Source organism: Pseudomonas bijieensis (genome assembly GCF_013347965.1).
Taxonomy (GTDB): domain Bacteria; phylum Pseudomonadota; class Gammaproteobacteria; order Pseudomonadales; family Pseudomonadaceae; genus Aquipseudomonas; species Aquipseudomonas bijieensis.
This window is the reverse complement of sequence record NZ_CP048810.1, coordinates 6100140-6122267: the sequence shown is the minus strand read 5'-3', so window position 1 is coordinate 6122267 and position 22128 is coordinate 6100140. Positions and strand designations below refer to the sequence as shown.

Annotated in this window: 23 protein-coding genes and 1 tRNA gene; 6 read left to right on the top strand and 18 right to left on the bottom strand. The window is 59.3% G+C overall.

Translation table 11 applies throughout. From position 1 onward, the window contains the following. Positions 1-21: 21 nt before the first annotated feature. Together GN234_RS27240 and GN234_RS27235 are read left to right on the top strand one after the other, a co-directional pair. A complete protein-coding gene (locus GN234_RS27240) occupies positions 22-498 on the top strand; it encodes a GNAT family N-acetyltransferase (RefSeq protein ID WP_176689334.1) in 477 nt (158 codons plus the stop codon). Positions 499-668: 170 nt separating this feature from the next. Then, complete coding sequence (locus GN234_RS27235) at positions 669-1484, top strand: DUF1206 domain-containing protein (RefSeq protein WP_176689641.1); 816 nt, start codon at positions 669-671, stop codon at positions 1482-1484. Positions 1485-1490: 6 nt separating this feature from the next. Here the strand turns inward: GN234_RS27235 and GN234_RS27230 are convergent, their stop codons facing one another. Together GN234_RS27230 and GN234_RS27225 are read right to left on the bottom strand one after the other, a co-directional pair. Further along, complete coding sequence (locus GN234_RS27230; RefSeq protein ID WP_176689333.1) at positions 1491-1982, bottom strand: nuclear transport factor 2 family protein; 492 nt, start codon at positions 1980-1982, stop codon at positions 1491-1493. A 287-nt stretch (positions 1983-2269) separates the two neighbouring features. Next, positions 2270-2359 (bottom strand) — tRNA-Ser (locus GN234_RS27225). Between the two features lie 307 nt (positions 2360-2666). Between GN234_RS27225 and GN234_RS27220 the strand changes: the two genes are divergently transcribed. The 3 genes from GN234_RS27220 (at position 2667) to GN234_RS27210 (ending at position 5563) form a co-directional block, all read left to right on the top strand. Next, positions 2667-3356, top strand: coding sequence for a crotonase/enoyl-CoA hydratase family protein (locus tag GN234_RS27220; RefSeq protein WP_109754346.1), 690 nt, complete (start codon positions 2667-2669; stop codon positions 3354-3356). Positions 3357-3733: 377 nt separating this feature from the next. Further along, a complete protein-coding gene (locus GN234_RS27215; RefSeq protein WP_109754347.1) occupies positions 3734-4456 on the top strand; it encodes a 1-acylglycerol-3-phosphate O-acyltransferase in 723 nt (240 codons plus the stop codon). Between the two features lie 135 nt (positions 4457-4591). Then, positions 4592-5563 carry a magnesium and cobalt transport protein CorA gene (locus tag GN234_RS27210; protein WP_092204682.1) on the top strand — a complete coding sequence of 324 codons (972 nt, stop codon included), beginning with the start codon at positions 4592-4594 and terminating at the stop codon, positions 5561-5563. 183 nt (positions 5564-5746) lie between these two features. Here the strand turns inward: GN234_RS27210 and GN234_RS27205 are convergent, their stop codons facing one another. From GN234_RS27205 to GN234_RS27195, 3 genes are all read right to left on the bottom strand, one after another. After that, complete coding sequence (locus GN234_RS27205; RefSeq protein ID WP_116833131.1) at positions 5747-6481, bottom strand: amidotransferase; 735 nt, start codon at positions 6479-6481, stop codon at positions 5747-5749. A gap of 89 nt (positions 6482-6570) precedes the next feature. Next, the gene (locus tag GN234_RS27200; protein ID WP_176689332.1) at positions 6571-8715 is read right to left on the bottom strand and encodes a 3-hydroxyacyl-CoA dehydrogenase NAD-binding domain-containing protein; all 2145 of its coding nucleotides are present in this window, start codon (positions 8713-8715) and stop codon (positions 6571-6573) included. Positions 8716-8741: 26 nt separating this feature from the next. Then, positions 8742-9947, bottom strand: coding sequence for an acetyl-CoA C-acetyltransferase (locus GN234_RS27195; RefSeq protein WP_176689331.1), 1206 nt, complete (start codon positions 9945-9947; stop codon positions 8742-8744). Positions 9948-10558: 611 nt separating this feature from the next. On the opposite strand from GN234_RS27195, the gene GN234_RS27190 reads away from it, so the two are divergent. After that, positions 10559-11371, top strand: a complete 813-nt coding sequence (locus tag GN234_RS27190) for a c-type cytochrome (RefSeq protein WP_109754350.1) — start codon at positions 10559-10561, stop codon at positions 11369-11371. Between the two features lie 61 nt (positions 11372-11432). Here GN234_RS27190 and GN234_RS27185 read toward each other — a convergent pair whose 3' ends face one another. From GN234_RS27185 to GN234_RS27125, 13 genes are all read right to left on the bottom strand, one after another. Next, a complete protein-coding gene (locus GN234_RS27185; protein WP_109754351.1) occupies positions 11433-12236 on the bottom strand; it encodes a transglutaminase family protein in 804 nt (267 codons plus the stop codon). Continuing rightward, the gene (locus GN234_RS27180) at positions 12233-13183 is read right to left on the bottom strand and encodes an alpha-E domain-containing protein (RefSeq protein ID WP_109754352.1); all 951 of its coding nucleotides are present in this window, start codon (positions 13181-13183) and stop codon (positions 12233-12235) included. The genes GN234_RS27185 and GN234_RS27180 overlap by 4 nt, the downstream gene beginning before the upstream one ends. A gap of 9 nt (positions 13184-13192) precedes the next feature. Further along, positions 13193-14602 (bottom strand): circularly permuted type 2 ATP-grasp protein, encoded by a 1410-nt coding sequence (locus GN234_RS27175; RefSeq protein WP_109754353.1) that lies wholly within the window; start codon positions 14600-14602, stop codon positions 13193-13195. A 332-nt stretch (positions 14603-14934) separates the two neighbouring features. Beyond that, positions 14935-15276, bottom strand: coding sequence for a ribonuclease E inhibitor RraB (locus GN234_RS27170; protein ID WP_003179463.1), 342 nt, complete (start codon positions 15274-15276; stop codon positions 14935-14937). A 201-nt stretch (positions 15277-15477) separates the two neighbouring features. Next, the gene (locus GN234_RS27165) at positions 15478-15714 is read right to left on the bottom strand and encodes a hypothetical protein (protein ID WP_109754354.1); all 237 of its coding nucleotides are present in this window, start codon (positions 15712-15714) and stop codon (positions 15478-15480) included. Between the two features lie 140 nt (positions 15715-15854). Continuing rightward, complete coding sequence (locus GN234_RS27160) at positions 15855-16463, bottom strand: START domain-containing protein (protein WP_109754355.1); 609 nt, start codon at positions 16461-16463, stop codon at positions 15855-15857. 53 nt (positions 16464-16516) lie between these two features. Then, positions 16517-16771 carry a YkgJ family cysteine cluster protein gene (locus tag GN234_RS27155; RefSeq protein WP_109754356.1) on the bottom strand — a complete coding sequence of 85 codons (255 nt, stop codon included), beginning with the start codon at positions 16769-16771 and terminating at the stop codon, positions 16517-16519. 147 nt (positions 16772-16918) lie between these two features. Continuing rightward, complete coding sequence (locus GN234_RS27150) at positions 16919-17395, bottom strand: translation initiation factor 2 (RefSeq protein WP_109754357.1); 477 nt, start codon at positions 17393-17395, stop codon at positions 16919-16921. A gap of 85 nt (positions 17396-17480) precedes the next feature. Then, a complete protein-coding gene (locus GN234_RS27145; protein ID WP_116833135.1) occupies positions 17481-18923 on the bottom strand; it encodes an aminotransferase-like domain-containing protein in 1443 nt (480 codons plus the stop codon). A gap of 198 nt (positions 18924-19121) precedes the next feature. Next, complete coding sequence (locus GN234_RS27140; RefSeq protein ID WP_116833136.1) at positions 19122-19931, bottom strand: OmpA family protein; 810 nt, start codon at positions 19929-19931, stop codon at positions 19122-19124. Next, positions 19928-20287 (bottom strand): DUF4398 domain-containing protein, encoded by a 360-nt coding sequence (locus GN234_RS27135; protein WP_003204190.1) that lies wholly within the window; start codon positions 20285-20287, stop codon positions 19928-19930. Before GN234_RS27135 ends, GN234_RS27140 begins: the two co-directional genes overlap by 4 nt. Before the next feature lie 9 nt (positions 20288-20296). Continuing rightward, positions 20297-21121, bottom strand: a complete 825-nt coding sequence (locus GN234_RS27130; RefSeq protein ID WP_176689330.1) for a substrate-binding periplasmic protein — start codon at positions 21119-21121, stop codon at positions 20297-20299. Positions 21122-21196: 75 nt separating this feature from the next. Further along, a complete protein-coding gene (locus GN234_RS27125; RefSeq protein ID WP_109754361.1) occupies positions 21197-22126 on the bottom strand; it encodes an electron transfer flavoprotein subunit alpha/FixB family protein in 930 nt (309 codons plus the stop codon). Positions 22127-22128 lie beyond the last annotated feature (2 nt).

Here is a 22128-nt window from a genome sequence, read left to right as displayed (position 1 = left end):
ACGAAAAACAGAGCGTGAATAATGCCCCACAAACCCAATCAAAACTCTCCCGTCATTTTGGTCCCTGCTCAACAAAGCGACGCGGACGCTCTGGTGAGTGTTCGAATCGAGGCCATGCGCGAAAGTCTGGAGCGTGTGGGGCGATTTGATCCAATACGCGCACGCGAGCGGTTCCTTAGTGGTTTCGAACCTCGCAACACGCGCCACATAGAGGTGTCGGGAGAGAGGGTTGGATTCGTTGTGGTCAAGCATCACAACAATGAGCTTTTGCTTGACCACTTGTATGTGAAACCAGATGCGCAAGGGTCAGGAACAGGCTCTGCTGTCCTCGACCATATTTTCAAGGAAGCGGATGCGGCCGCGCTCCCGATAAGGGTTGGCGCCCTTAAAGAAAGCGCTTCGAATCGCTTTTATATCCGCCACGGTTTCCAATTCGTCGAAAGCAGTGAGTTCGACAATTATTATGTTCGGCAGAGCGTTAGTGAAACCTCTGGGTGAGTGGCGTTTGAGTTCAGAAAAGACTAGCCATTTCCGGTTTTTATTCCTGGATCAAGCGTCGCTTTTGGGTTGCGCTGTGTGGAAAAGCGAACGGCTCCATGGAAATGCCAATAGAACCCCGCACAACGCCATAGGTCTGCTCCTGTATGACCTATCCGGAATTCAAGCCTATGTCCCCCCACCAAAGCCTGGTTTTACTTGCGCGCGGCGGTTATGCCGCTCGAGGCGTTATTTACCTGATCATCGGCATCTTCGCCTTGCTGGCGGCGCAAGACTCGAGCAAATCGAAAGATAGCCACAGCAGTCTGGAAGTATTGTTAAGCCAGCCATTCGGCCATGCTTTAGTCGGCCTGGTGGTGATGGGTCTACTTGCCTTCGCCGGATGGCGGGTGTTGCAGGCAACCCGTGATGTCGATCATCACGGTAAAGAACCCAAAGGCTTGGTGATTCGGGCAGGCTTGTTGGCGGGAGGTTTGATCAACGGCGCATTGGCATTTTTTGCGTTGGGTTTGCTGATCAGCGGCCTCAAAAGCTCAGGCGGCTCAGGCGGCGATCAAACCCAGGACCTACTGGCGCGCCTGTTGTCCTGGGATCACTCGAATGTGCTGATTTACCTCATTGCACTGATACCGCTTGGCGTCGGCATTGCTCACATCATCAAGGGCTGGAAGGCGTCGTTCGAGAAGTACTTCGAAGCTGACGAGGACGTCATGCGGTATGTGCGCCCGGTGTCGCGCTTCGGTCTAATCGCCCGTGGCGTCGTCTTCATTGAAATCGCCGTGCTGCTCATCATCAGTGGCTCGACTTATAAAGCCATGGACCCACCCGGCATGAAAGACGCCCTCGATGCACTGCAAAACCTGCCGGCCGGTGGCGTGGTTTTAATGGTCATGGCGTTGGGGCTGATCGCGTTTTCGGTCTACAGCTTTTCCGAAGCGGCCTGGCGCAAGATAAACATGGATGTGCCTGGAATGTCGGGAACATAGTGTTATTTATTGCCGAACAGGTTTTACACGACGCAAAAGATCGTCCAGTACGTAGGTATCCAGAAAGGCGGTTACTTCAGTGACCCGGCCATCCTTGAAAGTCATGTGCCAGAGGTAAGTGTTGTTGTAGGGCTTTTGATCAAGGGCCGTGGCCTTGCCGTTCCATAGAACGACCACGACATCGTCCTCGGCAATGATGCTTTGGACGGTGGGAGAGATAGGGCTGGCCAGCCGAGCGCTGATCGGCTTAACGGCCCGCTCCATTAAATCGGTCTTGCTGTTATATACAACAGACACGGGGCTTGATCCGGCAACAGTCCATACAGCGTCAGGCGCCAGCAGATCGAACACAGTGCCTTTGCCTTGTTGCCAGTTCGTGAAGGCTTGGCGCACCTGATGTGCATTGGCGTCTTGTGTCATTGTTTCCGACGCGTTAACTGCGCTGATTGAAAATAACAAACACAGTGCGGCAGCCTGAAGGCGCATCGCCGAACTCATCCATATAGTCATGATCTTCTCTCACGCCCGTTGATAGGAGTCTCTTCAAGAGAACCTTAACGGCTTGCGCCTAGAAGTCCGTGCTCAATACTGCTGCGGGGTTGCCTGATACTGTTTGGCGGTGCTCCAACCATTGCAGGCATAACGACCATTGACTTGGGATGGCGCTTCATCAAGAAAAACACCTCGTGGTCCCATATTGTTCCCATATCGCCCTTTTTCAGACGCCAAAAACCACAAACCCCCGACTTTCTCTAGGAAAATCAGGGGCTTGTGTTTGCAGAATGTGGCGGTGAAGGAGAGATTCGAACTCTCGATACAGTTTCCTGTATACACACTTTCCAGGCGTGCTCCTTAAGCCACTCGGACACTTCACCGTATCTCGGCAAACTGTTCAGTCTGTCGAGGCGCGCTAATGTAGTCGAAAGCTTTTCCGATGGCAAAGGTTTTTTTCAGAATTTTCATGTGGTTAAGGTGGTCGGGCATTTCAAACGCCTCGGAGCATGGCAAATCGGCCAATCTCTGGGTTTGTGTCTGCACTGCACTATAGATGAAGGCATGGCCGGTTGGGCGGGCCAGGTTGTTTGTGGGGCCTTGGGCTGACCGGTGAGTCAGTCACGGCGCTTTACCTGGCCTGCGACGGTGGGTAACGTCGGCGTCACTTCTCTTACAAGGAATAGCGTCATGAGCGACTTGATTGCCTACCATCTCGAAGACGGTATCGCGACCCTGACCTTGAACAACGGCAAGGTCAATGCCATCTCGCCGGATGTGATTGCCGCGTTCAACGCTGCGCTGGACCAGGCGACGGCGGATCGGGCGGTGGTGATCATTACCGGGCAGCCGGGGATTTTGTCCGGTGGTTACGATCTGAAAGTGATGACCGCCGGTCCCAAGGAAGCGGTGAGCCTGGTCACGGCTGGCTCGACGCTGGCCCGTCGCCTGTTATCGCACCCCTTCCCTGTCGTTGTCGCGTGCCCCGGGCATGCGGTGGCCAAGGGTGCGTTCCTGCTGCTGTCGGCGGACTACCGCATCGGTGTGGAAGGACCATTCAGCATCGGCCTGAACGAAGTGCAGATCGGCATGACCATGCACCACGCCGGTATCGAGCTGGCCCGTGATCGCCTGCGCAAGTCGGCGTTTCATCGCTCGGTGATCAATGCCGAGATGTTCAACCCGCAGAGCGCGGTGGATGCCGGTTTCCTCGACAAAGTGGTGTCGGCCGAAGAACTGCAGGGCGCAGCCCTGGAAGCGGCGCGTCAGTTGAAGAAAATCAACATGACCGCCCACAAGAACACCAAGCTGAAGGTTCGCAAGGCCCTGCTGGAAACGCTGGACAGCGCGATTTTGCTGGATCAGGAGCATATGGGCTGACGCTCCCCTGGTCACTCAAGGCTTACACGGATCACCGTGGCGAGGGAGCTTGCTCCCGCTCGGCTGCGCCGTAGTCGTAAAAAACTGCATGCCGCTTTTTCATGATGCACTGCGGCGTGTGGTTTTGGGGCTGCTGCGCAGCCCAGCGGGAGCAAGCTCCCTCGCCACGGGGTAGTGACCTTCCTTAAACCCTCAGCACTGGGCATTTTTCCTACACGCCCCGTTTAGAAGTCCGCAACCGCTCTAGGCCGCTTCTGTCGCGCCATGTGGAAACATGCGCTTAAACATCGTCCATTTCCTACCTCTATAGGGGCAATTGCCGAAAACAGTGCACATCCGTACACTGCGCCACCTTTTTGTCCCGATGGGGCCTGTAGATGCTGTTTGTATTGCGTATGTCGTTGATGGGCCTGCATTTTGTCCTGGCTGGCGTGCTCGGGGTGATTCTGGGCCTGTGCCGGCCGTTCAATCCGGACAACAGCCGTTTATGCGCAAGGTTGTACGCATTGCCGGCGATGTGCATTTTGCGTTTGCGGGTCCGGGCGCAGGTCGACACGCTGGTGGACAAGCCCAACGGCTGCGTCATCATCGCCAACCACCAATCCAACTATGACCTGTTCATGTTCGGCAACGTGGTGCCGCGCCGGACCGTGTGCATCGGCAAGAAGAGCCTGAAATGGGTGCCACTGTTCGGGCAATTGTTCTGGCTGGCGGGCAACGTCTTGATCGACCGCGGCAACGCGATCAAGGCGCGAAAGTCGATGCTGACCACCACCCATACCTTGCAGCATGAGGACACCTCGATCTGGGTTTTCCCGGAAGGCACGCGCAATCTGGGCGAGGACCTGCTGCCGTTCAAGAAAGGCGCATTCCAGATGGCAATAGCCGCCGGGGTACCGATTATTCCGGTGTGCGTCAGCAGCTACATCAAGCATATGCGCCTCAATCGCTGGCGCAGCGGTGACATCCTCATACGCTCATTGCCGGCAATTCCTACAGCCGGGTTGAGCATGGATGACATGCCCCGGCTCATCGCCCAATGCCGTGAGCAGATGCGCGAGTGCATCGCGACAATGGACCGGCAGTTGCAAGCCGCCTGAATGGAAAACCCGCCTCTCGGCGGGTTTTCTTTTACCGCCGAACTCCGCGGATTTTGCTGACTCTCAAACTACAGGGCGCGTTAAGCTGGACGCTCTCTGTCACTGCCATTTTCCAATAAGAAGTGAACCACCATTATGGGTAGAGTCGTTGCTGCTGCGGTCTACAGCGCCGGAAAGAAAGTCACCAATATCACCCTCGACGAAGGCAGTGCCTGGGCTGCCAAACCTGGTCATTTTGTGTGGATCGGTCTCGAAGAACCCAGCGCCCTGGAGCTGACCAACCTGCAGCGTCAATTCAACCTGCATGAATTGGCGATCGAAGACGCCATGGAAAAACACAGCCGGCCCAAGCTGGAGACCTTTGGCGATGCGCTGTTTATTGTCACGTATTCGCCGATACGCAAGGACGGCAAGCTGCAGTTCATCGAAACCCATATCTTTGCTGGCAAGGGTTACATCATCACGGCTCGCAACGGGCACTCAGCGTCCTACGCCCACGTCCGGCAACGCTGTGAGGCACGTCCTCTCTTGCTGAAACACGGGGAAGATTTCGTCCTCTACGCCATCCTCGATTTCGTGATTGAAAACTACCAGCCCATGGGAGAAGCCATTCACGCCGAGATCGATGAGCTGGAGCGCAACGTCATGTGCAGCTCCCTGAACGAGCGGGATATCCAGAACCTGCACAGCTTGCGCCGCGACGTGTTGCGCCTGCGTCGCTACGCGGCGCCGATGGTGGAGATCAGTGAAGAGTTGCAGAGGTTGGACTTCCCCTTCATCGACAAGAACATGAGCCCGTATTTCCGCGATGTGCAGATTCATGTCACGCGGCAAATGGAAGACCTGGCGACCCTGGCCGACATCGCCAGCCAGACCATCGAAGTCGGCGTGCTGCTCGAAGCGTCGCGCCAGAGCGTAGTGCAGCGCAAGTTCGCGGCTTGGGCGGCGATCCTGGCGTTTCCCACGGCCGTGGCCGGGATCTATGGGATGAACTTCCAGGACATGCCGGAGTTGAGTTGGCAATACGGCTATTTTGCCGTGCTGGGGGTCATTGCGGTGGGATGCTCCTCGTTGTGGTGGAGCTTCAAGCGATCGGGGTGGTTGTAGGCAAACAATGGGATTTGTGTGGGATTCATCGCGAGCAGGCTCGCTCCCACAAAAGGTAACTCCCAATCCGAAACAACTGTGGGAGCGAGCCTGCTCGCGATGACGGCGGCCCATCCAACATCAACGCCAACTGATCCACCGCTATCGCGAGCAGGCTCGCTCCCACATTTAGACTTCAGCGAATTAGCCTTGGCTGGTCTCGGCCTGTGGCTTGTGAGCAACGAAACGCATCATCCACTCCGCCACCGTGGTGCCATGGTGCTCATGGGCGAGGCTCGCCACGCCCTGGCTGTAGATCTGCTCGCCGAGGTGTTGCTGGCGAATCTCCAGCAAAGCCCGGGAGTAATCGTGGATGAATTCCGGATGGCCCTGGAAGCACAGCACCTGGTCGTTGATGTGGTAGGCGGCGAACGGGCAGAAATCGCTGGAGGCGATGACGGTCGCGCTTTCGGGCAGTTCGGTGACCTGGTCCTGATGGCTGATCAACAAGGTCAGTTCTTCCATCACCGGGCTCATCCAAGGCGCCTTGGCGGCGAGTTTGTAGCGATGGGTGCCGACACCCCAGCCTTGGGTGGCGCGTTCAGTCTTGCCGCCCAGCAACAACGCCAACAATTGATGACCAAAGCACACGCCCAGCAATTTATCGCCGCGCTGGTAGCGCTCCAGCAAGTAGGTCTTGAGGGTTTGAATCCACGGGTCGGTGCCGAAGGAGTCCGCCTTGCTGCCGGTCACCAGATAAGCGTCGAACTGCTCGTCATCGCTGGGGTAATGCCCCTCCATCACGTTGTATACGACGAATTCGGCCGCAATGGGCTGCTGTGAAAACAGACGCTGGAACATCTGCCCGTAACCCTGATATTGGTCGACCAGTTCCGGACGCAGGATATCGGTTTCCAGAATGCAGATGCGTAGCGACATAAAAAATACCTGACACGATGATGGGAATATTGCACACCCCAGAGCCTGCCCTGAAACACGGTTCCAAGGCAAGCCCTTCCCCGGGTCTGTCAGAAAAGTTCATGCCTGGCGGCTTTCTCCAGCAACAGGGTCGGCGGTGAGAAGCGCTCGCCGTATTGCTCGGCCAGATACTGGGCGCGGCCGACAAAGTCCTGCAAGCCGTATTGATTGATGAATTGCAGCGCACCGCCGGTCCAGCCCGCGAAGCCGATGCCGAAGATCGAGCCGACGTTGGCATCGGCCGTTGACGTCAGCACGCCCTCCTCCATGCAGCGCACGGTTTCCAGGGCCTGGATGAACAGCAGACGGTCACGGATATCCTGGGGGGAAATCTGCCCACCGGCTTTCTCGAAGCGGCTCTTGAGCAGCGGCCACAAGTACTTTTGCCCATTGGCCGGATAATCATAGAAACCGGCGCCAGCGGCCTTGCCGGGGCGTTTGTATTCGTTGAGCAGCAAGTCAATTACGGCGAACGCCGGATGCTCCATCGGCCTTTTCCCTTCTGCACGCAGGTCCTTGGCGGTTTGCGCGCGGATATGGCTCATCAGGCTGAGGGAAACTTCGTCAGAGATCGCCAGAGGCCCGACTGGCATCCCGGCCTTGCGCGCTTCGGTCTCGATCATCGGCGCACTCACGCCCTCGCCGAGCATGGCGATGCCCTCGTTGGTAAAGGTGCCGAATACCCGGGACGTAAAGAAGCCGCGACTGTCGTTGACCACAATCGGCGTCTTGTTGATCTGCAGGACAAAATCAAAACCCCGGGCCAGGGTCTCGTCACTGGTGCGCATGCCCTTGATGATCTCCACCAAGGGCATTTTTTCCACCGGGCTGAAAAAGTGCAGACCAATGAACTTCGTCGGGTCCGGCACGGCCATGGCCAGGCCGGTGATCGGCAAGGTCGAGGTGTTGGAGGCGATCACCGCATCATGTCCCACCACTACCTGGGCGGCGGCCGACACGCTGGCTTTCAGGGCGCGATCTTCAAACACCGCTTCAATGATCAGGTCGCAACCGGCCAGGTCCGCGTCGCTGTCGGTGGTGCGAATCCGCGCCAACGTAGCTTCGCGCTGCTCGGCGGTGAGTTGGCCACGGGCGACTTTTTTATCCAGCAACGCCGCCGAACGGGCCTTGCCCTTCTCGGCGGCTGCCAGGTCGACATCCTTGAGTACCACGGCAACGCCGGCCACAGCACTGACATAGGCAATACCCGCCCCCATCATGCCCGCGCCGAGCACGCCGACTTTTTTCGTCAGATAAGGCGCAAAACCCTGTGGGCGAGAGCCGCCGGCCTTGATCTCGTTGAGCTGGAACCAGAAGGTACCGATCAGGTTCTTCGCCACCTGGCCGGTGGCCAGTTCGGTGAAGTAGCGGGTTTCGATCAGGTGGGCGGTGTCGAAATCAACCTGGGCCCCCTCCACCGCTGCGCAGAGGATTTTCTCCGGAGCCGGCAAACAGCCCTGGGTCTTGTTACGCAAGATCGAGGGGGCGATCGCCAACATTTGCCCGATTTTCGGGTCGGACGGCGTGCCGCCCGGCAGTCGATAGCCCTTTGCATCCCAGGGTTGCACGACGCTGGGGTTGGCAAGAATCCAGGCCCGGGACTTGGCCAGCAGTTCATCCCGATCCCGGGCCAGCTCATCGATCAAACCGGTCTGCAGCGCTTGTTGCGCATTGATCTTCTTACCCTCGAGCAGATACGGCAAGGCATTTTCCAAACCGAGCAGGCGCACCATCCGCACCACCCCGCCACCGCCCGGCAACAAGCCAAGAGTGACCTCCGGCAGACCGAGCTGCACCGATGGCAAGTCCAACGCCACACGATGATGGCAGGCCAGGCAGATTTCCCAACCACCGCCGAGGGCAGCGCCATTGATGGCTGCCACTACGGGCTTGCCCAAGCTTTCCAAGGCACGCAGTTGCGCCTTGAGCAGCAGGGCCCTGTCGTAGAAAGCCTTGGCCTCGGACTTGCCGACCTTGACCAGTTCGTTGAGGTCACCACCCGCGAAAAAGGTGTGCTTGGCCGAGGTGATGATCACACCGGCAATCGAGTCCTTTTCTGCCTGCAAACGGGCGACGCAGGCGGCCATGGCCTCACGGTACACCGCGTTCATGGTGTTGGCGCTCTGGCCCGGCATGTCCAGGGTCAGGACGACGATCCGGTCCTGGCCGATTTCGTAACGGATGGCATCGGTCATGAATAAGTGTTCCTTGAAGTCGGGGCTCAGAGGCGTTCTATGACGGTGGCGATGCCCATGCCGCCGCCGACACAGAGGGTCGCCAGGCCATAGCGCAGGCGACGCGTCTCCAACTCGTCGAGCAACGTGCCGAGGATCGCGCAACCCGTGGCGCCCAAGGGATGTCCCAGGGCGATGGAGCCACCGTTGACGTTGACCTTGTCGGGGTCGATGGCCATGTCCTTGATGAACTTGAGTACCACCGAGGCGAAGGCTTCGTTGACTTCGAACAGGTCGATGTCCTCGACCCGCAGCCCGGCCTTGGCCAGGGCCTTGCGGGTGGCCGGCGCCGGGCCGGTGAGCATGATGGTCGGGTCGGTGCTGGTGACGGCCGTGGCGACGATCCGTGCCCGGGGTTGCAGGCCCATGGCGCGCCCCTTGGCCTCGGAACCGATCAGCATCAACGCCGCACCGTCGACGATGCCGGAACTGTTGCCTGGCGTGTGCACATGATTGATCCGTTCGACATGGCTGTAGACGCGCAGCGCCGTACCATCGAAGCCCATCTGGCCCATGGCTTCGAAACTCGGCTTGAGCTTGCCCAAACCTTCGAGGGTGGAGTCGGCGCGGATGAATTCGTCGTGGTCCAGCAGCACGATGCCATTCTGGTCCCGTACGGCGACCAGGGATTTAGCGAACGAGCCGTCGGCCCGGGCGCGCGCCGCTTTTTGCTGGGAGTGCAGCGCGTAGCGGTCGACATCCTCGCGGCTGAAGCCTTCCAGGGTGGCGATCAGGTCGGCGCCGATGCCCTGGGGAATGAAGTGACCGTGCAGGTTGGACTGCGGGTCCAACGCCCATGCGCCGCCATCGCTGCCCATGGGCACCCGGGACATGGATTCGACACCGCCCGCCACCACCAGGTCTTCGAACCCGGAACGCACCTTCATGGCCGCCAGGTTCACCGCCTCCAGGCCTGAGGCGCAAAACCGATTGAGTTGCACCCCCGCCACGCTGACATCCCAATTGGCCACCAATGCAGCGGTCTTGGCGATATCAGCCCCCTGCTCGCCCACTGGCGTCACGCAACCGAGCACGATGTCATCGACCTGGCTGGTATCCAGATCCATGCGCTGCTGCAAAGCGCTGAGCAAGCCCCCCATCAGGTTCACCGGCTTGACACTGTGCAAGGCGCCATCGGCCTTGCCCTTGCCACGGGGCGTGCGTAATGCGTCGAAAATCAAAGCTTGGGTCATGACATCCTCGAAAACCACGGGCGTAATGCGATGAGCTCAACCATAAGCCCAGCGGCGCCGGATTCAATGACCACAGCGCTCAATGGCGTTGACGGCCACGCTCAGACGAACGGTAGCGAGCTATCGGGTTAACCGATTCAGGAAAGCAAGCTGTCTAGCAAAAGGGCCGGCAGGAAGGTGGCAATAGGCCTCATAGCTTTTTTAGAGCTATGCGCACCAAGCTGATACGAATTGGATCTAAGTCAAGGCCGCTGCGGCCCCTAATGTAATCCTTGTACAAGAAAGTCGTCGGGTTTTGCCGAGGCGCTTGTCGGACAGGAAGTGCAACGCCAGTCGCCACGGATATGCAGGCTGGCTTTTAGGAAATAACAATAAAGGCGGGTCAGCCATGTTCAAACATTCGAAAGTTCGCCAAGCCGGACTCATTCTCTTCGCCACGACGCTGCTGTTGATTTTGCCGAATATCACCAAGGTGATTGGCTGAACCCTGAGCGCAGGCATCTGCATTATTCCACTGGCTGTATCGCCAAAAAATGTGACGGGTTCGCTGTTCGAGCTGCGATGGCTGTGCCAACCTTTGCGGCACCCCCTCGACATGGAAGGCGATCGACTTGAAAGCTCTCATTGTGTTCGGGGCGTTGCTACTCAGCACGCCCCTTTACGCCGCGCAACTGGTGCTGGAGTTGGGCGCAAGCTCGCGCACCTGGCAAACCGAAGAACTGCTCAAGCACCCGGACGTTCAAACGGTCCAGATCACGGATGACGTTTCCTACAAGAAACCCATGAGTTATCGAGCCGTGCCGCTGACGACGTTATTGACGGGCGTTCAAGCGGACGATCATCTGCAAGCCGTTGCCCTGGATGGCTTCGCTGCCGAAATGCCCGCAGCACCGTTACTCAACAAGAGCGGGGCCCGGGCCTGGCTGGCGATCGAGGACCCGGCCAAGCCCTGGCCACCGTTGGGGGAAGGCAAGCACAGCGCCGGGCCTTTCTACCTGGTCTGGACCGATCCGCAGGCTGGCCATATCAGCCCGGAACAATGGCCCTACGCAGTGGCGACCATCAAACGCCTATCGGCCGTGGCCGACCGCTTTCCGGCCCTGCTGCCGGCGCCCAACCTGGCCAAGGACGACCCGATCAACAAAGGTTTCGAGCTGTTCCAGAAAAACTGCCTGGCGTGCCATCGACTCAACGGCGCGGGCGACGCACAGTTCGGTCCAGACTTGAATATCCCCTTCAATCCAACCGAATACTTCTCCGGGGATTTCCTCAAGCGCTACATTCGCGACCCGCAAGGCCTGCGCCACTGGCCCCAGGGCAAGATGCCCGGGTTCTCGGCAGCGGTGCTGCCGGATTCAGAGCTGGATTTGCTGGTGGGTTATTTGAAGCATATGGCGGGACGTAAGCAGCCATTAGCCCCGTAAGATTGCTTTTTTGTGGCGAGGGGATTTATCCCCTCGCCACAAAAGCTCGCTCACCAAGCAGTTATTGTTGTTGCACGGTGATCACTGGTGCCGGAGTCGCGACCAGCTTGGCGTGCATCTGCTCGTAACCGCCGCCGCGACGCATGCCACGCACCGGGCAAGCGTCCAGGTAGTCCAGGCCCACGGCCAGCTTCAGGTGTCGCTCCGGACGGGCCAGTTGGTTGGTCACGTCGAAACTGTACCAGGCGTCGTCAAGCCAGGCTTCTGCCCAGGCATGGCTTGCCAGGTGCTCGCTCTCTTCGCTGAACAGATACCCCGACACATACCGCGCCGGCACTCCCAGGCTACGAGCGCAGGCCAGGAATGCGTGGGTGTGATCCTGGCATACCCCGCTACGCCCGGCAAAAGCCTGGGCCGCGCTGGTTTCGACCGCCGTAGTGCCCGGGGTGTAGATCATGTGCTGGTTCAGCCCGTGCATCAGGTCGATCAGCGCCGTACGATCGCGACGCTGCTGGCAGAGCTGGGCGGCGAAGACGCGAAGGGCCTCGTCCGCTTCGGTCAGCCGGGTGAAGCGCAGGAACGGCAGCGCTGACTGGCTCTCGTGCTCGGCTTCGCGAGACGGGTCGATATCCACCTGTCCGCGGGCACCGATGATGACCGTTTCGTGGGGCTCGTCCAGGGTCAGTACGTGAAGGATGTTGCCAAACGGATCCAGCTGCGCCCGCACCGGCCGTGGTAAATCCAGTTGCCAGCTCAGCACATGCTGGCGTTCGCTGTCGTGGGGCGTCAGGCGCAGGTACTGGATGCTGGCGCGAACCTGATCTTCGTAGTGGTAGGCCGTTTCGTGGCTGATCGAGAGTCTCATATGACCTCCAGGTAGGAACTGTGGATGGCATTGCCCAGTTCACGGACCAGTGGGATGAATTCGGTGAGCCAGGCATGCAGGCCCCCGTCGAGGATTTCGTTGATGCCGGTGTAGCGCAGGCGGGCGTCCATTTCCGCCGCCAGTCGTTGTGCCTGCCGGCCATTGGTGCCCGGCAGGCTTGCGAGGATCTGGTCGATTTCTTCGGTACAGGCGCGCAGCGAACGCGGCACGTCGGCGCGCAACAGCAGCAACTCAGCCACATGGCGAGCGCCCGGGGCCTCACGGTAGATCTCGGTATAAGCCTCGAAGGACGACAAGGCCCGCAACAAGGCGCTCCATTGGTAATACGCGTGGGCCGTGCCATCACTGACCGCGTCGGCCTGGTCACCGGCCATTTCGTAACGGGCATCGAGCAAGCGCAAGGTGTTGTCGGCCCTTTCGATGAAAGTCCCCAGGCGAATGAACCTGAATGCATCGTTGCGCATGATGGTGCCGTAGGTTGCGCCACGAAACAGGTGGGAGCGCTCCTTGATCCACTCGCAGAAACGGCTCATGCCGTAGCGATTCAAGCCTTGCTCGGCGATACCACGAATTTCCAGCCAGGTGGCGTTGATGTTTTCCCACATGTCGGCGGTAATTCGCCCACGTACCGCATGGGCGCTGGCTCGCGCGGAGCCGAGGCAACTGTAGATGCTGGCCGGGTTGGCCGCATCCAGGGCAAAGAAATGCAGCAGGCGCTCGGCGTGCAGATCGCCGTGTCGCTCCCGGTAGTCATCCAGCGTGCCGGTGATCAGCAATGGCATGGCCAACTCGTGCAGGCCATCCCCACGCCCGTCCTGGGGCATCAGCGACAACGAATAGCTGACATCGAGCATCCGCGCGAGGTTTTCCGCACGCTCCAGGTAGCGCGACATCCAGTACAGGTCCGAGGCGGTTCTACTTAGCATGGCAGTTCCTCAATCCTCGACCACCCAGGTGTCCTTGGTACCCCCGCCCTGGGATGAGTTCACCACCAGGGAGCCCTCGCGCAGCGCCACCCGGGTCAGCCCGCCCGGGACCACGCGGGTCTCGCGGCCGGCCAGCACAAACGGACGCAAGTCGATGTGACGCGGGGCGATGCCGTTTTCGACAAAGGTCGGGCACGTCGAAAGCGACAGCGTCGGCTGGGCGATGTAGGCGTGCGGCTTGGCCTTTATTCGCTCGCCAAAGGCCTCGATTTGCGCCGCCGTCGAGGCCGGCCCCACTAGCATTCCGTAACCGCCGGAGCCCTGGGTTTCCTTGACCACCAGATCGGGAAGATTCGCCAGCACGTGGGAAAGCTCGGCAGGATTACGACATTGCCATGTAGGAACGTTCTTCAGGATCGGCTCCTCGTCCAGGTAAAAGCGGATCATGTCGGTGACGAACGGGTACACCGACTTGTCGTCCGCCACACCCGTGCCAATAGCATTGGCCAGCACTACGTTGCCGGAACGGTAGGAGGACAACAGGCCCGGTACGCCGAGCATCGAATCCGGGTTGAAGGCCAGTGGATCAAGGAATGCGTCGTCGAGGCGACGGTAGATCACATCAACCGCTTTCGGGCCGTCGGTGGTGCGCATGAACACTTTGTCATCCCGTACGAACAGATCGGCGCCTTCTACCAACTCCACGCCCATCTCCCGGGCCAGGAAGGCGTGCTCGAAGAACGCACTGTTGAAACGCCCCGGTGTGAGCACCACGACACTGGGATCGTCCAGCGGGCTGGAGCTTTTCAGGGTGTCGAGCAGCAGGTTCGGATAATGGTCGATAGGGGCGATGCGCTGGGCGGCGAACAGTTCGGGGAACAGGCGCATCATCATCTTGCGGTCTTCGAGCATGTAGCTGACGCCGCTGGGCGTACGAAGATTGTCTTCGAGTACGTAGTACGTGCCGTCACCGTCGCGTACCAAATCGACACCACAAATGTGGGCATAGATGTCACGGTGCAGATCAAGCCCTTGCATCGCCAGTTGGTACTGCTCGTTGGCCAGTACCTGTTCGGCGGGAATGATCCCGGCCCGGATGATCCGTTGTTCGTGGTAGAGATCGGCAAGGAACATGTTCAGCGCCTTGACCCGCTGGATACAGCCACGTTCGACCACCCGCCATTCGCTGGCCGGGATGCTGCGCGGGATCGTGTCGAAAGGGATCAGGCGCTCAGTTCCCTGCTCGTCTCCATAGAGCGTGAAAGTAATGCCGGCACGATGAAACAGCAGGTCGGCTTCACGTCTGCGTTGTGCCAGCAGCTCGTCAGGCGTTTCAGCCAGCCAGCGGGCAAAAGCCCGGTAATGCGGGCGGACCTGGCCGTCAGCATCGTACATCTCATCAAAACCACTGCGGATCATGCCGTACTCCTTGTCACCCTGGCAGCAAGGCTTCGCAAGCCCCGTGCCATCGGCATAAACGCTTTACAATCAACGGGTTGGATTCTCCACTGACAGGCTGTGCACTTTTGTAGTGCAGCAAATACCCCCCACCCCGCTGCCCCCGCTTCATTGCGACGCAGGGGGCGTCGCTCCCCTGAGCATAGTCACGGAAAAACGAAGCGGCTTGATCTGGATACAGTTAGGTACAAAACCCGGAGACGTGATAGCGGTGGGTCGGATATAAATCCGTTTCACATGAAAACGGCCGACACAAAGGTCAGCCGTTGCTGTAGTTGCAGTGAGTGTATTTGTCAGGCCTGCAGGCGCCGGATCTCTTGCTTGACACCCCAGCCCTCGATAACGCCGCCCAAGGGTTCGACGACTGCCTCGAAGTCTTGCTCGAAGTCGCCAATGTCATCGTAAGTGGCGTACATCACCCGGCTCAGTTCCAATGACCAAGCCCCGTCGTCCCGTGCACTGATCTGCGCGTTCAGCGATTCTCCCCGAAAATGACCTGCCGCCCTGCGCGCCCGCTCCTCGTCCGGGAAAATGGCGTAGAACTCGATGGGATGGAATCGGGAAAAATCGAAACCGCCTTCTTTCATGCGGCGCAATACGCTGGTGCTGATGTCTTCTTGATAGGCTGTGCTCATGAAACGTCCTCCTAAAACCGATGGATAGACTTTCCGTCTTCCCGTGCGTGAAGCCCTCAGGCTGCAAGCGATACGGCATCAAATAGCCGTCGGGACACAAGCATGTAGCTGACAAGACCGGACCTTGGCGATCCTTTCGCTGATCTCAGTTGCAGAGTAGCCGCAAGTGATGGCCACTGCCAAGCGAGGCCAGGCAACGTTTCATGAAATCGGTGTAATGCTGAGGATTTCGATACTGTTTTGGGACTTGAGATTCTTGACTGTAGGGTCTTCGGTGCGGTCCTCCAAGTCGTTGAGGTCCAGTCGCTCGAGCACTGGTAGCAACCTTTCGCGAATCAGTTGGGCGGCCTGCTCCATGGTGGGCTTCTGGTCATAGTCGAACTGCTCGACGGTTTTTTCACCGTGATCGTCAATGAAAGTAATTTCCCACTTTTGCATCAGTGTCTCCTTGATCAATTCAGGGCCTGGCTTACCTTTATCTCGACCTTGAGGGCCGGCCAATCGTTCCGCTGGGCCTCTGGACGGCACACATGAAAAGACCGCCTCTGGGGCGGTCTCTTTAGTGCAGCCTTGGCCGATCAGTTTTCGGCAAGTTTTTTCAGGGCTTCCAAGGTGTTGAATGGCGCGTCCACCACGAACTTGTTCGCCAGCCAGGACGGCACGTCACCACCCGGTTCGGTGTGGACCTGATAAACGACTTCGACCTGGCCCGCGCCCTTTGGCGTGAACTTCCAGAAACCATCGACCTGGGCCACCCGTACGAAGCCCTTTTCCTCAGGCAGGTACTTGGGCACGCCCTTGAGCTTGCGGGTCAGGCTGCCATCGGCACCATCCTCGGTGGTGACTTCCAGCACCGAGTCACGGGGCGTTACCGGCCATGGCGTGTTGAACTGGGTGTAGGTCCAGCTCTTGCTATCTTCGTGCTTGAGCAGCTTCTGGCTCTTGCATTCGTGAATCCAGGCGCAGGCGCCGGAGACGTCTTCCTGCAAGGCACGCAGCTTTGCAACGCTGGTCTTCATGACCGTCACACCACGGTAAGCCTTATATTTGGAGCCGGCCACCTCACTGAGGGAAACCTTGATACCGTCCTTCTCCTTGGCAACCTGCCAGTCCTCTGCCTGAGCCGTGGCCGTTGCCAGCAATACGGTCAACCCACACAACACAGCCATACGATGCAGCGAACCCATAGTTTTTTCCTTATTGTCCAAGTTCGTTCATTTCGGATCTGTTCATTGACTCATTACGCTGCCGTGACTTGTTCCCACCAACCGATCAGCCGGATGGCCTCTTCATTGCTGCTGCCGCAAACCTCGATGTCGGCTTCGAACGCCGAGCACACTGCCGGACGCTCCGGCTGGCCGAAGATCCGGCACAGGTTATCGACCGACAATTGCACGCAACGTTCTCCCGCCGGTTTGCCTTGGGGCATGCCAGGAATAGGTGAGCTGATGGAAGGGGCGATGCAACAGGCGCCACAGCCTTCACGGCATTTCATGACGACAACATCCTCACGGCAGGTAATAGTTGGTAACAGAACACAGAGTAACGACTAAAACACTCGTTTTAAATTACCGTCTGGGTATTTTTTGCGACCGCCGAGATGACCGGACAGTCAGCACCGAGCTGCGTGCCTGGCGAAGGTCTATTGCTTGAATTCGAAATCCAGTGCCGCGCCCTCCACCTCATTGCGCTCCTGGTTGCGCAGTGGCAACTGCATTTCATTGCTCAACAAACGGCCATTGAGCTGGAACGGTCCGGGTTTCTCGCCAAACATGGACGGCAGCAGTGGTTCACGCTTGGGCACCGTCACCTTACCCGGTGGCTGCAGCTCCTCGACCATGTCGTGGGGCAGGCTCAGGTCCAGCTTGGCTGGCGGCAATGGGGTCTTGGCGACCTCATGGGCAGATTTGCTCTTGGAGGCGATGGGCGCGCGCTTTTTCTTCGCGGGTGCCGCCTTCTTCGCGGAAGGCTTCTTGGCCACCGCGTTTTTTTTCGGTGCATCCTTCGTGGCACTGGCGACCGGTTTTTCCTGCGCCGGCGCTGCCGCGACGACGCCTCCCATTTGGAAGGCACTCAACAGCCCAATCAAAACCCAGGCAGCAGGGGCAATGGTTTTCATAGACACAACGGCATTGACGGCAGGGACCCCCATGCTCGCCTGATAATGAGGCGCTGACAAGCACATCGAGCTAAGTCGCTGACACCTAAAGAAATCCGTTGGCCGTCTCTTGGCACAATTGAGTGGCCAACAGCCCGAGAGTCATCAAGGCCCGCTCCGCCTCACGGTTCCAGGGTGTACCGCAGTTCAAGCGGATGCAGTGATTGAACTGTTCGGTGTTACTGAAAATCAGCCCTGGCGCGATACTGATGCCTTGTTGCAACGCCCGCACATGCAACTCCTGGGTATTGACCCGCCCCGGCAGGCTGACCCACAGGATAAAGCCTCCCGTGGGACGGCTCATCTGCGTACCTTCGGGGAAGTACTGTTGCACCGCCAGTTGAAAGGCACTGAGGTTCTTGCGGTACTCCTGGCGGATATAGCGCAAGTGCCGGTCATAGCCGCCGTTCTCCAGGTACGCGGCAATGCCCATCTGCGTAACGCTGCACGCCGAGTGAGTGCTGAAGGTCTGGAGCCGCTGGATTTCCTGCTGGAATTTCCCGCCGATCATCCAGCCGATGCGCACACCTGGCGACAACGTCTTGGAAAAACTCGAACAGTAGATGACCCGGTCCAGTCGGTCGTAGGCCTTGAGGGCCTTGGTGCGGCCCTGCTCAAACATCAACTCGCCATAGATATCGTCCTCGACGATCTGGATGTCGAAGTCCGACGCCAGGCGCAGCAACTGCTTTTGCCGCTCCTCAGGCATGGTGCCGCCCAGGGGATTGCTCAGGCGCGTGGTCAGCACCAGCGCCTTGATCGACCACTGGTTGGCGGCCAACTGCAAGGCCTCAAGGCTCATCCCGGTGACCGGATCGCTGGGGATCTCGATGACCTTGAGACCCAGCAGATCCGCCAATTGCAGCAAGCCGTAATAGGTCGGTGACTCGGCGGCGATCAAGTCCCCTGGCCGCGTCAGCACCCGCAGGGACATCTGCAGCGCATCGACACAGCCGTGGGTGATCACCACCTCGGAAGGGTCCACCACCACGCCCGCATCGCGCATGCGAATCGCCACCTGACGCCGCAACGGCTCGAAGCCCGGGCTGAACATGTAGCTGAACGCCCGTGGGCTGTGGAAACGCGTGACCTTGGCCAGTTGCTGATGCAAGGCCCGCACAGGCAGATAGTCGACGCTCGGCACCGCCGCACCCAGGGGAAACACGCCTTCGCGGCGTGACTCGACCAACACTTGCTGGATGATGCTGCTGCGCGTCACCAGACCCGGACGCTCTACCCGGGCAATATCCGGCGTCGACGCCGTCAGGGCCGGCGTCTGGTGCACGTAGTAGCCCGACTGCGGCCGCGCGCGAATCAGCCCCTGGTCTTCAAGGTTCGCGTAGGCCTGCAGCACCGTGGCATGGCTGACGTTGAGCTGCGAGCTCATCTTGCGCACCGACGGCACGCGTTCGCCAGGCTGATACACACCGCGCCGGATGTCTTCAGCCAGCTGTTGAGCAATACGTTGATAGAGCAGAAGGTTGGTCATGACGCAGCACTCGATTTCACGGGCATTTTATTCTTGTCGGAAACGATACCGGAACAGTTTAGAAGTGTACTGGGACAGTTGCCAGATTACTCGACAGCACAGTGGAGTGACAGCTCTAACTGTACCCCTACAGACAATCTGCGAGCCCAAAAAAACCCGGCGCCGTTGAAGGGGCCGGGTTTTCCAGTGACGCAGCCCTCAGCGGGCGGCGCCGAGCTGGCCTTTTTCGTCGGAAAACACAATTTCAACGCGACGATTCTGTGCCCGGCCACGCTCCGAAGCGTTGACGTCCACCGGGTATTGATCACCGTAACCTTCGACCTGGATACGCTTTTCGTCTATCCCCAGGTCCACCAGCACATCCGCAACCGCTTGCGCGCGGTCGCGAGACAGCTTGAGGTTCTCCTGCTTACCGCCAGTGCTATCGGTGTATCCCTCGATACGCACCACACGCTTGGGATTGAGCTGCAAGAACTGCACGATCTTGAGCACGACCCGATTGGCCGAGTTCTTCAGTTCCGCTTCACCGGTATCGAACAGCACATCACCCAGGGTCATCACCAAGCCGCGATCGGTTTGTGTGGTCGCCATCGCCATGATCTGTTCTTCAAGCCATTTGCCCTGCTGCTGCACGCTCAGCAACTTGGATTCACGCAGGGCCAATTGCAGGCGCTGGCGCTCCAGTTCGAGCTTCGCCGCACGCTCTTCGTTGAGCACCTGGTCGCTGTGCTCCCGGGCGATCGCACTGTAGCGCTGGCTCAGGTAAGCGTAATGCTGCACATCCTCACCGCTGCCCCAGTAGGTGGACAAACGATCGGCACGGGCCAGGGATTCGCCAGCGCGGATCACGTCCCGGGGCGCGGCGCGCAATACGTTGGCGTCTTCCTTGACCTTCTGGAAGTCGGTGCTGGCCTGTTCGAGCGCCGCTTCGCTACGCTGGCCGGCGCAGCCATACAAGCTGGCAAGGCCTGCGAGGACCAGGCCGCCCAATACGTGGGAGTGCTTCATTGGGCATCCTCCCGCAACTGTTTGCGTAAGCGCTTGATGCGGGTGTCGAGCACGTTCAGTTGCTCCTGGCTCTTGAGGGTCAGCACCTTCGCTTCGGCCAGACGGGCGTCCAGTTCGGCCTGTTCGGCCCGCATGCGCGCCTTCTTGTAGGATTCGTCGGCCATGTTGGATTTGGCGCGGGCGAACTTTTCTTCAGCCAGTTTCAGTTCCGGCACTTCGTCGGCAGTGGCGCCAACGGCCCGGGCTTGCTCCAGTGCCTGTTCGGTCAGGCGGATCTGTTCATTCGGCGCCGGATCGGCTGCGCAGCCCGCCAGAGCCAGAACGGCCAGGGCAGCGAAAAGAGGTCGAATAGTCACTAATGTTCCCTACTGTTTTGGGGCACTGACAGGTGGCTGCAACTGTGTTCTCCAACGCTCGAGATTGCGCTGCAACACAGCCTCCGTCAGGCCGGACGCGGCCAATTCTGTCATCTTTTGCGCCAGCTGTCCGCGTAACCATGGGTCATTGCAGGCGGAGTTATGGGAAATCGCCAGGAACAGCCCGGGTTTGTCCACCGGTTGCGGTGCGGCTTGCAGGTCGTTGGCCATCCCCAGTGTCTGCGCCATTGCCAGGCCCGAATAGCGCCCCGCCAAGACGTATTCCACCTCTCCCAGCAGAAGTTTCTGAAAGGCCTGGGTCAGGTTGGGCGTACGCACCAGGGATAATTTCTGTTCGGCAAAAACGCCGAATCCCTGGGTCATACGCGCCTTTTCCGACAAGGCGCCGGGATGACCATGAAGATCCTCCGGCTGGTTGATGACCAGCGTCGAGTCCTTGCGGGTCCAAACCAGATAATCGTTTTCGAGCAAGGGCGGGTGAACGTAGTCCAGCACTTCAAGCCCGGTAACGGTCAGCGGAGCGTCGGTGAGCAGGTCCATGCGTCCACTGCGCACTTCGTCCAATGCCTGGGCACGCTTGCCGGCATACAGCAGTTCGATCTTGATCCCCAACTCTTGCGCCACGTGCGCCAACAGGTCGGCACCGACGCCAATCAAGTGCTTGGGGTCCTGGGGGTCTTGCCACAGATAGGGCGGCGCATCCGGGCTGCCGGTGGCGATCAGTCGCTCACATTTGCCCGCGGCAACAGACAGGCCTGGCACCAGTGCCAACGTCCACAGCAACGACCAGCCGGCCAAACGGCGCAGATCCATGGCGATACGCTCCTCTGATGCAGAAATAAAAAGCCCGGCCAAAGGGCCGGGCTCTTTATAAGTGAAGACGCCGGATTAGACCAGCTTCTCCAGCTCTGGGATGGCTTCGAACAAGTCCGCTACCAGGCCATAATCGGCCACCTGGAAGATCGGCGCTTCTTCGTCCTTGTTGATCGCAACGATCACCTTGGAGTCTTTCATGCCGGCCAGGTGCTGGATCGCGCCGGAGATACCGACGGCGATGTACAGCTGTGGTGCAACGATCTTGCCGGTCTGGCCGACCTGCATGTCGTTGGGTACGAAACCAGCGTCGACCGCCGCGCGGGAAGCACCGACGGCAGCGCCCAGCTTGTCGGCCAGGGCATACAGGTGCTTGAAGTTGTCACCGTTCTGCATGCCACGGCCGCCGGAAACGACGATCTTGGCAGCGGTCAGTTCAGGACGATCGGACTTGGCCAGTTCTTCGTTGACGAAGCTGGAGATGCCGGCGTCGTGGGCGGCGCCTACGGCTTCAACGGCAGCCGAGCCACCTTCGGCGGCAACCGGGTCGAAACCGGTGGCACGCACGGTGATGACCTTGACCGCAGCGTTCGATTGCACGGTGGCAATGGCGTTACCGGCGTAGATCGGACGCTTGAAGGTGTCGGCGCTTTCTACCGAGATGATTTCGGAGATCTGGTCGACGTCCAGTGCAGCGGCAACGCGCGGCAGGATGTTCTTGCCGTTGGAAGTGGCGGCCGCCAGGATGTGGCTGTAGCCCTTGCCCAGCTCTGCAACCAGCGGAGCAACGTTTTCCGGCAGTTGGTGTGCGTAGGCAGCGTTGTCGGCCGCCAGCACTTTGGCCACGCCAGCGATTTTCGCAGCGGCTTCGGCAACGGCGCCAGCGCCCTGCCCGGCTACCAGGACGTGGACATCGCCACCGATTTTGGCAGCGGCAGCAACGGTGTTCAGCGTGGCCGGAGCCAGCACCTTGTTATCGTGTTCGGCGATTACCAAGATAGTCATAG

Coding starts and splice junctions, on each gene's coding strand:
- GN234_RS27240 (WP_176689334.1), top strand. CDS start 22: ATGCCCCACAAACCCAATCAAAACTCTCCCGTCATTTTGGTCCCTGCT.
- GN234_RS27235 (WP_176689641.1), top strand. CDS start 669: ATGTCCCCCCACCAAAGCCTGGTTTTACTTGCGCGCGGCGGTTATGCC.
- GN234_RS27230 (WP_176689333.1), bottom strand. CDS start 1,982: ATGAGTTCGGCGATGCGCCTTCAGGCTGCCGCACTGTGTTTGTTATTT.
- GN234_RS27220 (WP_109754346.1), top strand. CDS start 2,667: ATGAGCGACTTGATTGCCTACCATCTCGAAGACGGTATCGCGACCCTG.
- GN234_RS27215 (WP_109754347.1), top strand. CDS start 3,734: ATGCTGTTTGTATTGCGTATGTCGTTGATGGGCCTGCATTTTGTCCTG.
- GN234_RS27210 (WP_092204682.1), top strand. CDS start 4,592: ATGGGTAGAGTCGTTGCTGCTGCGGTCTACAGCGCCGGAAAGAAAGTC.
- GN234_RS27205 (WP_116833131.1), bottom strand. CDS start 6,481: ATGTCGCTACGCATCTGCATTCTGGAAACCGATATCCTGCGTCCGGAA.
- GN234_RS27200 (WP_176689332.1), bottom strand. CDS start 8,715: ATGACCGATGCCATCCGTTACGAAATCGGCCAGGACCGGATCGTCGTC.
- GN234_RS27195 (WP_176689331.1), bottom strand. CDS start 9,947: ATGACCCAAGCTTTGATTTTCGACGCATTACGCACGCCCCGTGGCAAG.
- GN234_RS27185 (WP_109754351.1), bottom strand. CDS start 12,236: ATGAGACTCTCGATCAGCCACGAAACGGCCTACCACTACGAAGATCAG.
- GN234_RS27180 (WP_109754352.1), bottom strand. CDS start 13,183: ATGCTAAGTAGAACCGCCTCGGACCTGTACTGGATGTCGCGCTACCTG.
- GN234_RS27175 (WP_109754353.1), bottom strand. CDS start 14,602: ATGATCCGCAGTGGTTTTGATGAGATGTACGATGCTGACGGCCAGGTC.
- GN234_RS27170 (WP_003179463.1), bottom strand. CDS start 15,276: ATGAGCACAGCCTATCAAGAAGACATCAGCACCAGCGTATTGCGCCGC.
- GN234_RS27165 (WP_109754354.1), bottom strand. CDS start 15,714: ATGCAAAAGTGGGAAATTACTTTCATTGACGATCACGGTGAAAAAACC.
- GN234_RS27160 (WP_109754355.1), bottom strand. CDS start 16,463: ATGGGTTCGCTGCATCGTATGGCTGTGTTGTGTGGGTTGACCGTATTG.
- GN234_RS27155 (WP_109754356.1), bottom strand. CDS start 16,771: ATGAAATGCCGTGAAGGCTGTGGCGCCTGTTGCATCGCCCCTTCCATC.
- GN234_RS27150 (WP_109754357.1), bottom strand. CDS start 17,395: ATGAAAACCATTGCCCCTGCTGCCTGGGTTTTGATTGGGCTGTTGAGT.
- GN234_RS27145 (WP_116833135.1), bottom strand. CDS start 18,923: ATGACCAACCTTCTGCTCTATCAACGTATTGCTCAACAGCTGGCTGAA.
- GN234_RS27140 (WP_116833136.1), bottom strand. CDS start 19,931: ATGAAGCACTCCCACGTATTGGGCGGCCTGGTCCTCGCAGGCCTTGCC.
- GN234_RS27130 (WP_176689330.1), bottom strand. CDS start 21,121: ATGGATCTGCGCCGTTTGGCCGGCTGGTCGTTGCTGTGGACGTTGGCA.
- GN234_RS27125 (WP_109754361.1), bottom strand. CDS start 22,126: ATGACTATCTTGGTAATCGCCGAACACGATAACAAGGTGCTGGCTCCG.